The sequence below is a fragment of the Sphingopyxis panaciterrae genome (genome assembly GCF_011762125.1).
In the GTDB taxonomy this organism is placed as follows: Bacteria; Pseudomonadota; Alphaproteobacteria; order Sphingomonadales; family Sphingomonadaceae; genus Sphingopyxis; species Sphingopyxis panaciterrae.
The window spans coordinates 375,196-388,346 of record NZ_JAASQN010000001.1; the positions used below are offsets into that span (position 1 = coordinate 375,196).

Annotated in this window: 12 protein-coding genes; 7 read left to right on the forward strand and 5 right to left on the reverse strand. The window is 64.5% G+C overall.

Annotated elements, in window-relative coordinates; genetic code table 11:
• Window positions 1-273: 273 nt before the first annotated feature.
• The 5 genes from ybeY (at window position 274) to FHR22_RS01700 (ending at window position 4,822) form a co-directional block, all read left to right on the forward strand.
• The gene (gene ybeY / locus FHR22_RS01680) at window positions 274-795 is read left to right on the forward strand and encodes an rRNA maturation RNase YbeY (RefSeq protein WP_166938266.1); all 522 of its coding nucleotides are present in this window, start codon (window positions 274-276) and stop codon (window positions 793-795) included.
• A gap of 20 nt (window positions 796-815) precedes the next feature.
• On the forward strand, window positions 816-1,757 hold the full coding sequence (locus FHR22_RS01685) for a hemolysin family protein (protein WP_166938269.1): 942 nt from the start codon (window positions 816-818) through the stop codon (window positions 1,755-1,757).
• A 227-nt stretch (window positions 1,758-1,984) separates the two neighbouring features.
• Window positions 1,985-3,142 carry a glycosyltransferase family 4 protein gene (locus FHR22_RS01690; RefSeq protein ID WP_166938271.1) on the forward strand — a complete coding sequence of 386 codons (1,158 nt, stop codon included), beginning with the start codon at window positions 1,985-1,987 and terminating at the stop codon, window positions 3,140-3,142.
• A 7-nt stretch (window positions 3,143-3,149) separates the two neighbouring features.
• On the forward strand, window positions 3,150-4,469 hold the full coding sequence (locus FHR22_RS01695) for a replication-associated recombination protein A (RefSeq protein WP_166938273.1): 1,320 nt from the start codon (window positions 3,150-3,152) through the stop codon (window positions 4,467-4,469).
• Window positions 4,469-4,822: an MmcQ/YjbR family DNA-binding protein gene (locus FHR22_RS01700; protein ID WP_166938275.1), complete on the forward strand. Its 354-nt coding sequence runs from the start codon at window positions 4,469-4,471 to the stop codon at window positions 4,820-4,822. The genes FHR22_RS01695 and FHR22_RS01700 overlap by 1 nt, the downstream gene beginning before the upstream one ends.
• Window positions 4,823-5,099: 277 nt before the next feature.
• Here the strand turns inward: FHR22_RS01700 and FHR22_RS01705 are convergent, their stop codons facing one another.
• The 4 genes from FHR22_RS01705 to FHR22_RS01720 form a co-directional block, all read right to left on the reverse strand.
• Complete coding sequence (locus FHR22_RS01705) at window positions 5,100-5,510, reverse strand: GFA family protein (RefSeq protein ID WP_166938277.1); 411 nt, start codon at window positions 5,508-5,510, stop codon at window positions 5,100-5,102.
• A gap of 79 nt (window positions 5,511-5,589) precedes the next feature.
• Window positions 5,590-7,887 (reverse strand): phosphoenolpyruvate--protein phosphotransferase, encoded by a 2,298-nt coding sequence (gene ptsP / locus FHR22_RS01710; protein ID WP_166938279.1) that lies wholly within the window; start codon window positions 7,885-7,887, stop codon window positions 5,590-5,592.
• Between the two features lie 91 nt (window positions 7,888-7,978).
• Window positions 7,979-8,722, reverse strand: coding sequence for a hypothetical protein (locus FHR22_RS01715; protein WP_166938281.1), 744 nt, complete (start codon window positions 8,720-8,722; stop codon window positions 7,979-7,981).
• A gap of 32 nt (window positions 8,723-8,754) precedes the next feature.
• The gene (locus FHR22_RS01720) at window positions 8,755-9,759 is read right to left on the reverse strand and encodes an NAD(P)H-dependent flavin oxidoreductase (RefSeq protein ID WP_166938283.1); all 1,005 of its coding nucleotides are present in this window, start codon (window positions 9,757-9,759) and stop codon (window positions 8,755-8,757) included.
• Between the two features lie 189 nt (window positions 9,760-9,948).
• Between FHR22_RS01720 and FHR22_RS01725 the strand changes: the two genes are divergently transcribed.
• Both FHR22_RS01725 and FHR22_RS01730 read left to right on the forward strand, forming a co-directional pair.
• Window positions 9,949-10,119 carry a YezD family protein gene (locus tag FHR22_RS01725; protein ID WP_166938285.1) on the forward strand — a complete coding sequence of 57 codons (171 nt, stop codon included), beginning with the start codon at window positions 9,949-9,951 and terminating at the stop codon, window positions 10,117-10,119.
• A 102-nt stretch (window positions 10,120-10,221) separates the two neighbouring features.
• Complete coding sequence (locus FHR22_RS01730) at window positions 10,222-12,756, forward strand: TonB-dependent receptor (protein WP_243853413.1); 2,535 nt, start codon at window positions 10,222-10,224, stop codon at window positions 12,754-12,756.
• A 119-nt stretch (window positions 12,757-12,875) separates the two neighbouring features.
• On the opposite strand, the gene FHR22_RS01735 is transcribed toward FHR22_RS01730, so the two are convergent.
• Window positions 12,876-13,031, reverse strand: coding sequence for a hypothetical protein (locus tag FHR22_RS01735; protein WP_166938287.1), 156 nt, complete (start codon window positions 13,029-13,031; stop codon window positions 12,876-12,878).
• Window positions 13,032-13,151 lie beyond the last annotated feature (120 nt).

Consider the following 13,151-nt stretch of genomic DNA (forward strand, 5'->3'; position numbering starts at 1 on the left):
GGACTTGATCCGGGGTCCCGCTTGACTTCGAAACCTGCGTTACCTTCAAAAAAGCGGGATCCCGGGTCAAGCCCGGGATGACGAAGATGTGTGGAGCTCATGGCCGTTCCTCACCCCAAAACCGACAGCCGCCCGCACCAACTTTTCGCTGTCCTACATCGTAGCGCCGTTATAGCGTCGCGCCATGATTGCCTACCCGCCTTTTCCCCGCGAAACGCGATTCCAGTGTGAAGTTGCGCAGTTTTCCGCCGATTTTCTGCGTGGCGTCGCGCCATGCTGAGCGTCGAAACCCACGCCGCCACCCCATGGCCCGATGCCATCGACTGGGAAGCGCGGGCAGGCGAGGCGGCGGCCGCCGCGCTGGCGCTCACGCCCTATGCTTCGCTTGCCGACGCGGCGCCGCTCGTCGAAATCGCGATCCGGCTGACCGGCGATGCCGAGGTTCACGCGCTCAACCGCGATTTTCGCGGCAAGGACAAGCCGACCAATGTGCTGTCCTTCCCGCAGGTGCAGGATGATCTGCTCGAAGGGCTGTCGAACAGCGATGCCAAAGAAACCGGGGGGGGCGAGATTTTACTCGGCGACATCGTGCTCGCGCGCGAAACCTGCGCGCGCGAAGCCGAAGAGAAGGGGGTTTCGCTGATCGATCATGCGACACACCTGATCGTCCACGGCACGCTCCACCTCGTCGGCTATGATCATATGGACGACGCGAGTGCCGCCGCGATGGAGGCATTGGAAGTGAAAGCGCTTGCATTGCTGGGCATCGCCAATCCATATGCGGACTTGGATTAACTTGGGGAAACACGACACACATGCCCGACGACCAGGGGTCTTCGAACCGATCGGAAGAGGACAGTAGGTCCGGCCTGCTGGCGGGCCTCAAGACATTGCTGTTCGGCGGCAACAACGAACCGTCGCTGCGCGAGCAGATCGAGGACGTGATCGACGAGGCCGAGGAAGAAGGACAGGAACGGCGCGGCAGCAGCATCGTCGGCGACCTGTCGCCCATCGAGCGCAAGATGCTGCGCAACCTCCTCCATTTCGGCGAGCAGACGGTCGACGATGTCGCGGTGCCGCGCGCCGACATCGTCGCGATCGCCGAAAGCGCAAGCTTTGCCGAAATCGTCGAGCAATTCGCCGAAGCCGGGCACAGCCGCCTGCCGGTCTATCGCGAAAATCTCGATGAAGTCGTGGGCATGATCCACGTCAAGGATGTGTTTGCGGTACTCGCCGAGGGCCGTGCCCCGCCGCCGCTCATCGACCTGATCCGCCAGCCGCTCTATGTCCCGCAGTCGATGGGCGTGCTCGACCTGCTCGCCGAAATGCGCGCCAAGCGCACCCATCTTGCGATCGTCATCGACGAATATTCGGGCACCGAGGGGCTGTTGACGATCGAGGATCTCGTCGAGGAAATCGTCGGCGAGATCGAGGACGAGCATGACGACGAACCCACCGCGCTCTTCGCGCCCGGCGACAATGGCTGCTGGGAGGTCGAAGCGCGCGCCGAACTCGACGATATCGGCGAGGCGATCGACGCGCGGCTCGCCGAGGTCGACGAGGATGTCGACACGCTCGGCGGGCTTGCCGCCGTGCTCGCCGGTCATGTGCCCGAGGTCGGCGAAATCCTGCTCCACCCGAGCGGCTGGCGGATCGAGGTGACCGAGGCCGACGAGCGCCGCGTCCACCACCTGCGCCTGCACCCCCCGGTCGAGGTCGACCTGGAAGCCCCGTCGGAGCGCACCGAGGATTATTGACACGCCGGGGTCGCCCGCTGGTGGTGGCTGCTTTGGTTGAGATATCTCCTTCGTCACCCCGGACTTGATCCGGGGTCCCGCTTGATGCCGAAAACTGCCGGGTGCCAACAAAAGCGGGACCCCGGATCAAGTCCGGGGTGACGACGAAAAGTCACTTTCGGCTTTTCAAGCTAGCTCACCGTCCGCGCCGATTGCCTTTGCGCCGCGATCGGACTAGCTGAGGCCGGATGGACGTTTCGGACCTTCGCATCGCCCTCTTCAGCGGCAATTACAATATGACGGTCGATGGCGCGAACAAGGCGCTCAATCGCCTTGTCGGCTATCTTCTGTCGCAGGGTGCGGCAGTACGCGTCTATTCGCCCACCGTCGCCAATCCCGATTTCGAGCCGACGGGCGATCTGGTCAGCGTGCCGTCGATGGCGATTCCCAATCGTCCCGAATATCGCATCCCGCTGACCTTCTCGTCGCGGGTTCGCGAGGATATCACACGGTTCGCGCCGAATATCCTCCATATCTCCAGCCCCGACCGCGTATCGCGGCAGGCGGCGGCATGGGCGCGGCGGCGGCGAATTCCCGTCGCCTGCTCGGTGCACACGCGCTTCGAAACCTATTTTCGCTATTATAACCTGTCGTTCCTCGAACCGATCATGGTCGCCTGGCTGCGCAAGCTCTACCGCAGATGCGACGCGCTGATCGCGCCGTCCGAAAGCTTTGCGCAGGTCCTGCGCCAGCAGCGGATGAACTATGACATCGGCATCTGGACCCGCGGCGTCGAGCGCGACGTCTTCAACCCCGGGCGCCGCGACCTGACGTGGCGCCGCTCGTGGGGCATCGCTGACGAAACGCCCGCGATCGCCTTCCTCGGGCGGCTGGTGATGGAAAAGGGCCTCGACGTCTTCGCCGATGCGATCGACCAGCTCGGCCGCCGCGGCGTCCCGCACGATGTCGTCGTGATCGGCGAAGGGCCGGCGGGCGAATGGTTCGAATCGCGGCTGCCGCGCGCCAAATTCGTCGGTTTCCAGGGCGGCGAGAATCTCGCCCGCGCGCTGGCGTCATGCGACATGCTGTTCAATCCGTCGGTTACCGAAACCTTTGGCAACGTCACGCTCGAGGCGATGGCGTGCGGGCTGCCGGTCGTCGCGGCGCGGGCTACGGGCAGTGCGAGCATCGTCAAGCATGGCCAGACCGGCTATCTCGTCTCGCCGGGTTCGATCACCAGCTTTGCCGACGATCTCGAAAATTATTGCCGCGACACCGCCTTGCGTGCGGCACATGGTGCCGCGGCCTTGCAGGAAAGCACCACCTATCAGTGGGACGCGATCAACCAGACGGTCGCCGATACCTATGTGCGGCTGATCCGGCAGAAACAGCGGCACGGGGGCTGAGACCGCAATGGCCAGCGACCTGTTCGGCGAAGATGTGCCCGCGCCGCCGGGCGGTGCCACGGGTCCGATACCGCTCGCCGAACGCCTGCGTCCGCGCATCCTTGCCGATGTCGTCGGGCAGGAGCATCTGACCGGTCCCGAGGGGGCGATCGGCCGGATGGTCGCGGCGGGGCAATTGTCTTCGATCATCCTCTGGGGGCCGCCGGGAACGGGCAAGACGACGATCGCGCGGCTGCTGGCCGAAGCGGTCGGCATGCGCTTTGCGCCGCTGTCGGCGGTCTTTTCGGGCGTCGCCGACCTCCGCCAAGCCTTTGCCGATGCCGAGAAGATGGCCGCGGCGGGCAAGCGGACGCTGCTTTTCGTCGACGAGATTCACCGTTTCAACCGCGCGCAGCAGGACGGCTTTCTGCCCTATGTCGAGCGCGGCACCGTGGTGCTCGTCGGCGCGACGACCGAAAATCCCAGCTTCGCGCTCAACGCCGCCTTGCTGTCGCGTGCGCAGGTGCTCGTACTGCAGCGGCTGGACGAAACGGCGCTTGTGACGCTGGTCGAACGCGCCGAGGCAGAGGTCGGTCGCGCGCTGCCGGTGACCGACGATGCCCGCGCCGGATTGATCGCCAGCGCTGACGGCGACGGCCGGTTCCTGCTCAATCAGGTCGAAACATTGTTTTCCGCGGCGATCGAAACCCCGCTCGATCCAGCCGAACTCGCGCAATTCCTTCATCGCCGCATGCCGGTCTATGACAAGGATCGCGACGGCCATTACAATCTGATCTCGGCGCTCCACAAGGCGCTGCGCGGTTCGGATCCGCAGGCGGCGCTCTATTATATGGCGCGCATGCTCGTCGCGGGGGAGGAGCCGCTTTATGTGCTCCGCCGCCTCGTCCGCTTCGCGAGCGAGGATGTCGGGCTGGCCGACCCGCAGGCGCTCGTCCAATGCCTCGCGGCGAAGGACGCCTATCAGTTCCTCGGTTCGCCCGAGGGTGAACTGGCGATCGTCCAGGCGTGCCTCTATCTGGCAACTGCGCCCAAATCGAACGCCGCCTATGCTGCGCAAAAGGCGGCGTTTGCATCGGCGCGCGACACCGGCAGCCTCGCGCCGCCCGCCAATATCCTCAACGCCCCGACCAAGCTGATGAAGGACCTCGGCTATGGCGCGGGTTATGAATATGACCATGATGCCGAGGGCGGTTTTTCGGGCGCCGACTATTGGCCCGAGGGCATGGGCGCGCAGACCTATTACCGGCCGACCGATCGCGGGTTCGAAAAGCGCATCGCCGAACGCATCGCCTGGTGGGACGAACAGCGCCGGACCCGGAACGGGTGATGGCGCCGGCGTTCGACAACTGGGATGATGTGGTCGCCTTCGCCTGCGCGCTTCCCGATGTCGAAATGCTTTCCTTCTACGGCACCCCCTGTCCCAAGCTGAACGGCAAGGCACTCGCATCGCCTGGGCGCGAGGCGGGGAGCTTCGCCGTCATGTGCAAGCCCGACGAGAAGGAAATCCTGCTCGAAACCGACCCCGATACCTTCTGGCAGACGCCGCATTACGAAGGCTGGCACGCGCTGCTCGTTCGCTTCGGCTCGGACGATCCCGAACGCGTCGCCACTGTCATCCGCCGCGCCTGGTGGGGCCGCGCGAAAAAAGCGCAGCGCCTGACTTTCAGCGAGCGGCCCTGAGAGAAGGGCGGCATGCTCGCGTCTTCGCGGTGATACGCCTTCATTTTATGACGATGATATCGTTTGCCAATCCAGGAAATGATGACGGCATTGGGGTGGGGAGCGGGCGTTGCTTCGCCCATCCTCGTCATCCCGGGCTTGACCCGGGATCCCGCTTTTCTTGGGGAGCACCGGCATTTTTCGAGATCAAGCGGGACCCCGGATCAAGTCCGGGATGACGATGAAGGGAACGTCCGGAAGCGGAGGCTGCTTTGCGGCTTTTCTTGTTCTGCAAACGTCAGCCCGGATAGCGTTCGAACGCCGGCATCTGGTCCAGCTTTTCCATCCAGCCGATGCGTTCGGCGGTCTGGATCTGCACCTGCGCCGGGATCAGGTCGGGGTCGTCGAGCGTCGCGGTCTGGACATCGATCTGACCCGGAAAGATCGCCTCGTTGGTGTAGAAAAGCCCGGTGCCGCAATGGCCGCAGAAGTGGCGGCGGCCATGCTCCGACGACGCATAGATTTTCGGCTCGCCGGCCATTTCGAGCGCGTCGCGGCTCACCAGCCCCCAGCCGACCAGCGGCGCGCCCGAATGGCGCCGGCAGTCCTGGCAATGGCACAGCGCATGATGCTCGACCGCGGTCGGCATCGAATAGCGGATCGCGCCGCAATGGCATTGACCGGTGGCGCGAGTGGCAGAATCATTCATGTGGCTCTCCTCTTTATCAGGAGAACATAACATAAACATTTTGCCAAAAGCAATTACCTGCCGGGTCAATCGCCCCCAGTCAATCGCCCAGGTCGACGCCGTGCGCGCTGGCCCAGGCCTGATATTGCCCGCGCGGGTCGGGCGCGGGCTGCGCGAGGATGGCGGGCATCGCTGCACGCAGCGCGCCGAGGTCGAGCGAGCGGATCATCGCCTTGACCGGGCCGACCCCCGCGGGGGTGATCGACAATCGCTCGATCCCGACGCCCAGCAACGCCATCGCCTCGAGCGGGCGTCCGCCCATCTCGCCGCATACGCCAAGCGCTACCTTGCTGCCCGCCACGATCTTCACGACGCGCGACAGGTAACGCATCACCGTCGGCGACAGCCAGTCGTAGCGTTCGGCCAGCCGGGGGTGCGCGCGGTCGGCGGCGAACAGGAACTGGGTCAGGTCGTTGGTGCCGATCGACAGGAAATCGAGGTGCGGCAGCATCAGGTCGAGCGTCTCGACCAGTCCCGGGACTTCGAGCATCGCGCCATAGCGGATCGCGACCGGCAATTTCTTGTTATGGCTCGCCAGCCAGGCGCGCTGACCGACGAACAGCGCGCGCGCCGCTTCATATTCCCAGGGTTCGGACACCATCGGGAACATCACGTTCAGCGTCCGCCCGGCGGCAGCCTCCATCAGCGCGCGCGCCTGCACCTTCAGCAGCCCTTCGCGTTCGAGGGCAAGGCGCAGCGCGCGCCAGCCCATCGCCGGATTTTCCTCCTGCGCGGTGTCGCCGGCATTCATATAGGGCAGCGCCTTGTCGCCGCCGATGTCGACGGTGCGAAAGATCACCGGCCGGTCGCCCGCGGCGTCGAGCACGTCGCGATACAGCCGTTGCTGGCGGTCGCGGGAAGGGAGCGTCGCCGACACGAGGAACTGGAACTCGGTGCGGAACAGCCCGATCCCGCGCGCGCCGGTCAGGTCGAGCGCCGCGACATCCTCACGCAGCCCGGCGTTGATCATCAGCTCGATCGGCACGCCATCCCTGGTTACCGCGGGCATGTCGCGCAGCGTCGCAAGGTTCGCGCGGCGCTTTTGCGAGATTTCGAGCTTGGCGTCGAACGCGTCGAGTATCGCCTGCGTCGGGCGGACCTGCACCGTGCCCGCGCCGGCGTCGATCAGCAGCAGGTCGCCTTCGCGGATCGAGGTACGCACGTCGCGGACGCGGCCAAGGACCGGCACCCCCATCGCGCGCGCGACGATGATGACATGCGCAGTCAACGACCCTTCCTCGAGCACCACCCCCTTCAGGCGGCGGCGGTCATATTCGAGCAGTTCGGCGGGGCCGAGATTGCGCGCGATCAGGATCGAGTCATGGCGCAGGCCCATCTGCGCCGCGGTCCCCATCTGGCCCGACACGATCCGGATCAGCCGGTTCGACAGGTCTTCCAGGTCGTGCATGCGGTCGCGCAGCAACGCGTCGTCGATCTGGCGCATCCGCATCCGGGTGCGCTGCTGCACCCGCTCGATCGCCGCCTCGGCGGTCAGGCCGCTGTCGATCGCCTCGTTGATCCGGCGCGACCAGCCTTCGTCATAGGCGAACATCTTGTAGGTCTCGAGCACCTCTTCATGCTCGCCGCCGACGCCGAATTCGGCCTGGCTCGTCATGCGGTCGATCTGTTCGCGCATCTTGTCGAACGCGGCATAGACGCGGTGGCGTTCGGCCTCGATATCGTCGGCGACCGTATGCTCGATCGTGATCCGCGGCTGGTGGAAAACCGCGATGCCCTGGCCCATGCCGTCGACCAGTTTCTGGCCGCTCAGCCGCTGCGCCGACTGATCGGTCGCCGCCGCGTCGATCCGCGCCGCGGTGTCGACCAGATCGGCGTTGGCGATGAGTTCGGACAGCACCATCGCGACGGTCTGCAGCGTTTCGATCTCGATATCGGCGTAACGGCGCGGGTCGCTATGCTGGACCGACAACACACCGACCGCGCGCTCGCGGCGGATGATCGGCACGCCGGCAAAGCTGTGGAACAATTCTTCGCCCGTTTCGGGACGATAGGAAAAGTCGGGATGCGCCGCCGCTTCGTCGAGGTTCAGCGTTTCGATCTGGTCGGCGATCGTGCCGACGAGCCCTTCGCCGAGCGCCAGCCGGGTGACGTGCACCGCCTCCTGCTTCAGCCCGCGCGTCGCATAGAGTTCGAGCGAACCGTCGCGCAGCAGATAGATCGAACAGACCTCGCTATCGAGGCATTCGCCGATGATACCGACGACCTGGTTGAGCTTGCTCTGCGCATTGGTGCGCGCCGCCATCACTTCGTGCAGCCGGGTCAGGATCGTGCGCGCTGACTGGGCGGCGGTGGAGGGCGGGGGTGGGGCATTGGTCATTGACCCCCTGCTAACAGAAGCAGGGGGTGAACGCCAAGGCCGCACGCAATTTTCGTATGCGGTGCCTTGCGCCGGCGCGGGGCGTCGGGCCCTAGCCGCTGGTCGGCGGGGTGGCGGGCGGGCCGACGGTGACCGACGTGTCGACCGGGACCGTCGTGGTCAGCGGCGCCGGGGCGCTCGTGATCGGCGGCGGCGGCGCATATTTGGCGTCCCATGCGACGACATCGGCCTGATATTTCGCATAGGCTTCATAGAAATCGAGAAAGGGCTGGTCGAGCCGGGCGAGATGCGCGGGGGCCTGTTCGACGACCTGCGCGGTCGGGGTCGACGACACGATCTGCGCGATCTCGTTCGCGCGCACGCAGAATTGGCGCTGTGCCGGCGGCTGGGCGAAATAGTTGAACAACTGCGTCGACAGGCGGTCGCGCGGGGCAATGCCGTTGTTGCCATTTTCCTTGCCGAGCTGGGTGATCACCGCCTTTTCGGTCGATTTGATCACCTTCGCATGCGCTTTGATGATGTTGTTGTACGACGAAACCAGCGTCGCTTCCTCAAGCCCGCGGCAGCCGATCGCGGCGACGTTGAGCGCGATCTTCATCTGCCAGAAGGCGCGGTCGCCGGTCATATTGCTGTTCGCGGTGACGAAGCGGCCGTCGATCCCGCGCCCGGGCAGGATCTGGGTGAGCGCGGCGCTGCCCGGGGGCATCGGACGCGGCGGCACGATAATGACGACCGGTGGCGGCGGCGGCGGGGGCGGCGGGGGGGGGGGCGGCTTCGTACAGCCGGCGACACCCGCCAAAAGCCCCGCCATGATGATCTTACGCGACAAATTCATGATACTCTCCCCAGCCGCAACAGCATGCGGCGTCAACCCCGAGCGTGCAAGGCCGCCTCGGCCTGTTGCACCAAAGCTGCGATAATATCGGCAACGCTTTCTTCCTGGGTTACCATACCCACAGATTGCCCTGCCATTAACGAGCCGTTTTCGACGTCGCCGTCGATCACCGCGCGGCGCAGCGCACCGGCCCAATAATGTTCGATCTCGAGCTGGGCCTCCATCATGTCGACCTCGCCGCGATCAAGGCGGCCCGCCACTTCGCGCTGCTTGACGGTGAACGCTTCGGTCCCCGCATTTTTGAGCGCGCGCACGGGAATGACGGGCAGGCGCGGGTCGATCTGTACGCTTGCAATCGCTTCGCGTGCGGAGGCGCGCAGGAAGGCTTTCTTGAAATTGGGGTGCGCGATGCTTTCGGTCGCGCAGACGAAGCGGGTGCCAAGCTGGACGCCCGAAGCGCCCATTTCCAGATAGGCGGCGATCGCTTCGCCGCGGCCGATGCCGCCGGCGACGAAGATCGGGACGTCCTCCGCGAGCGAGGGCAGGATTTCCTGCGCCAGCACGCTGGTCGACACCGGGCCGATATGGCCGCCGGCCTCCATGCCCTCGATTATCAGCGCGTCGACGCCCGACCGCACGAGTTTTTTGGCGAGCGCGAGCGTCGGCGCGAAGCAGATGACCTTTGCACCCGACGCCTTGATCGCCTCGAGGCTGCCCTTGGGTGGCAGTCCGCCCGCGAGCACGACATGGCCGACACCATGCTTCGCGCACACGTCGATCAGGTCGAACAATTGCGGGTGCATCGTGATCAGATTGACCCCGAAATTGCGCGTCGCCAGCGCTTTGGTCGCTGCAATCTCGGCGTCGAGAAGCTCGGGCGTCATCGCCCCGCACGCGATGACCCCGAAACCGCCGGCGTTGCTGATCGCGCTGACGAGGCTGCGTTCGGAAACCCAGCTCATCGCGCCGCACAGGATGGCGAAGTCGCTGCCGAGAAGCTCGGTTCCGCGCGCCATCAGATCGTTAATTTTGCTCATTGAAAGTGCCTTTGCCAGCACTGGGACTCGCGCGCAATCCCCGCTGTTATCGAGGCCTTCCCCCGCCATACGGCGGACTCGGCTTGGCGCTCCAACCCAACCTTTCGGCGCAGAAAGCAAATCAATCATTGTCTACTAAAAAACTTGATATAGGTTGCGCGCCGACTCAAAAACGAAGGGAAGGACAAGATGACCCATCCGAAAACCGAAGCGGAAAGCGAGCGCGAAGCCACGCCGCGCGCGGTGCAGACCGTGCTCGATGCGCTGGAAAAGCTGCGCTTTGGTGCGATCCAGCTGACCGTCCACGAAGGCCGCCTGGTGCAGGTCGATGTGACCGAACGGCACCGCTATCCCAACTGACTTACCGGCTCTCGAACGGGCCTCTTGCTTCATTTCACGTCGCAGACCGGACCGCCGGATGGGGCGATTTTCGCGCAACATTAAAAAACAGGGGAAATCACCATGACCGCAAAATATCCGTCAATCCGTCGCCGCGCGCACGTGTCTTCGCTGACGCTATCGCTGCTGCTCGCGTTCGGCGCCACGCCAGCCGCGGCTGAAGAGACCGCAGACAATGCCGGGGACGGCGCCGTCGCCGTGACCGCCGCCGGAACGGCCGACGCCGCCGCGCAGGTCGACGATGACGTCAGCCGCGGTGACGTGATCATCGTCACCGCCCGCCGCCGCCAGGAAACCGCACAGGAAGTGCCGGTCGCCATCTCGGTCATCAGGGGCGATTCGATCGAGGCCACCGGCAATTTCAACGTCGTGAAGCTCCAGCAGCTCGCGCCGACCTTGCAGGTCTATACGTCGAATCCGCGCAACACCTCGGTCAACATTCGCGGCCTTGGCGTGCCCTTCGGCCTCACCAGCGACGGCTTCGAACAGGGCGTCGGCATCTATGTTGACGACGTCTATAATTCGCGCGTCGCCGCCGCGACCTTCGACTTCCTCGATGTCGATCAGGTCGAAGTCCTGCGCGGTCCGCAGGGCACGCTGTACGGTAAGAACACGACCGCGGGCGCGATCAACATCACGACCAACCAACCGACCTTCGATTTCGAGGGCCGCGCCGAAGTCAGCGTCGGCAACCTCAATTACCGTCAGGCCAAGGCGGCGATCTCCGGCCCGCTCACTGACAAGATCGCCGCGCGCATCGCGATCGCCGCGACCAGCCGGCGCGGCACGCTCTACAACACGGTCAGCGACCGCTGGATCAACGAACAGGATAATCTGGGGCTGCGCGGCCAGCTTTTGTTCAAACCCAATGAAGATCTCAGCATCACCCTGTCGGGCGATTACAGCCGGCAAAATCCCGAAGGCTATGGCACCACCTATGTCCGCGTCGGCAAGACCCAGCGCGCGCCCGGCCGTCAATATGATGCGCTGGTCGCGGCGGTCAACGCCGCCAACCCCGGCCGCAATTACGCGGTGCCGAGCACCAATCCCTATGACCGGCTGACCGACCTCGACGCCAGCCTCAACGCCGGGAACAAGATCGGCGGCGTTTCGGCGCGCGTGAACTGGGATGTCGGTCCCGGTACCTTTACCTCGATCACTGCCTGGCGCTTCTGGGACTGGAAGCCCGAGAATGACCGCGACTTCACCGGTCTCTCGATCGTTTCGAAATCGCAGAATCCGTCGCAGCAGGATCAGTATAGCCAGGAATTCCGCTACAATTACGAAAGCGACAAGCTCGACTTCGTCGTCGGCCTGTTCGGTTTCAAACAGCGGATCGATACCCAGGGCACCGAGCAGCAGGGCGCCGACGCCAGCAAATGGAGCCTGACCGGCGCGCTCGCCAACGATCCCGGCGTCCTCGAAGGCCTGACCGCCACCAACACGCAATACCTCAAGAGCACCAGCGCGGCGCTGTTCGGCCAGCTGAGCTGGAAGGTGACCGACGCGCTGACCATCCAGCCGGGTGTGCGTGTCAACTATGACAAGAAATCGGGTTTTTATCAGCGTGTCGTGACCAATGGCGATGGCCAGGTCATCAATTGCACCCCGGCACCGAACACCACCCTTCCCGCCGTGCTTGCCGCGCAGTGCGGCGTCTATCAGCCGCAGGTCAGCGCGCCTTCGGACAGCGCCTGGAACTTCACCTACGACTTCAACGTGAACTACAAGGTCGCGCCGGATATCCTGGCTTATGCGACCTATGCCAAGAGCTTCAAGACGCTCGGCATCAACCAGAATGGCCTGCCGCTCAACGCCGACAACACGGTCAATTATGACGCCAGCACGGTAAAGCCTGAATCGATCAACCATTTCGAAGTGGGGCTGAAGACCCAGTTCTTCGACCGCCGGGCGACCTTCAACCTGTCGGCGTTCCGCACCGAGATCAAGAATTTCCAGGCGACGGTAAACGGCGGCCAGTTCGGCACGGTGCGCGGTTATCTCGCCAATGCGGAAAAGGTCCGGTCGCAGGGTATCGAGGCGGATCTCAAAATCGTCGCGAGCGACCGGTTCACCGCCTATGCGAACGGCGCTTACACCGACGCAAAATACAAGAAGTTCGTCAATGCCCCGTGCCCGCCCGAACTGTCGGGCGGTACGCTTCAGCCGAAAGATCAGCCCGCTGATTATTCGAATGCGGGCATTCCGAACACCGCCAGCCCGCGGCAATGCGATATTTCGGGCCAGCGCCTGCCCGGCGTGTCGAAATGGGCCTTCTCCTATGGCGCCGAGACCAATGTCCCGGTCACGCTGCTGGCGAAGGAAGGGCAGGTCTATCTGGGCGTCGACGGCAATTACCGGTCGAACTGGAATTCGAACGCCTCGCCGTCGATCTATACCAACGTCAAGGGCTATGCGCTGACCAACTTCCGCGTCGGTTTCCGCGCCGAAGGCTTCGACGTCTTCGGCTGGGTCCGCAATGCCTTCGACGTGAACTATGTCGAACTGCTGCAGGTGGCGCCCGGCAACACCGGCCTGATCGCCGGCACGGTCGGCGATCCGCGGACCTGGGGCGGGACGGTGAAGTTCAGCTTCTGAAGCGGTGCCCCGGCGAAAGCCGGGGCGTCGGTGCGGATATGGCGGTGGCGGTCATTCCCGTCATCGTCAAAAGAAAAGGGCCGCCCGCAAGGGCGGCCCTTTCTCATGCAGCGCCTGTATCAGCGCTGCTGCGGGTTCTGGCGGCCCTGATCGGGACGCTGTTCGCTGCCCGGCTGGCGGTTCTGGCCACCCTGCTGCTGTTGCTGGCGGCGCTGCTCTTCATCGCGATCCGCCTGCGGGTTTTTCTGGTTCTGCTGGTTGGGGTTGTTAGCCACTTTGCATCTCCTTTTGCCGCCGAAATATGTTGGTGCGGCTCCCGGGCAACCCGCCGGACTTGTTCGATGTTCCGGCCTTTCGCCGGGCCGTGGCAGATCCGCGATAGACGTCGCGGCGCT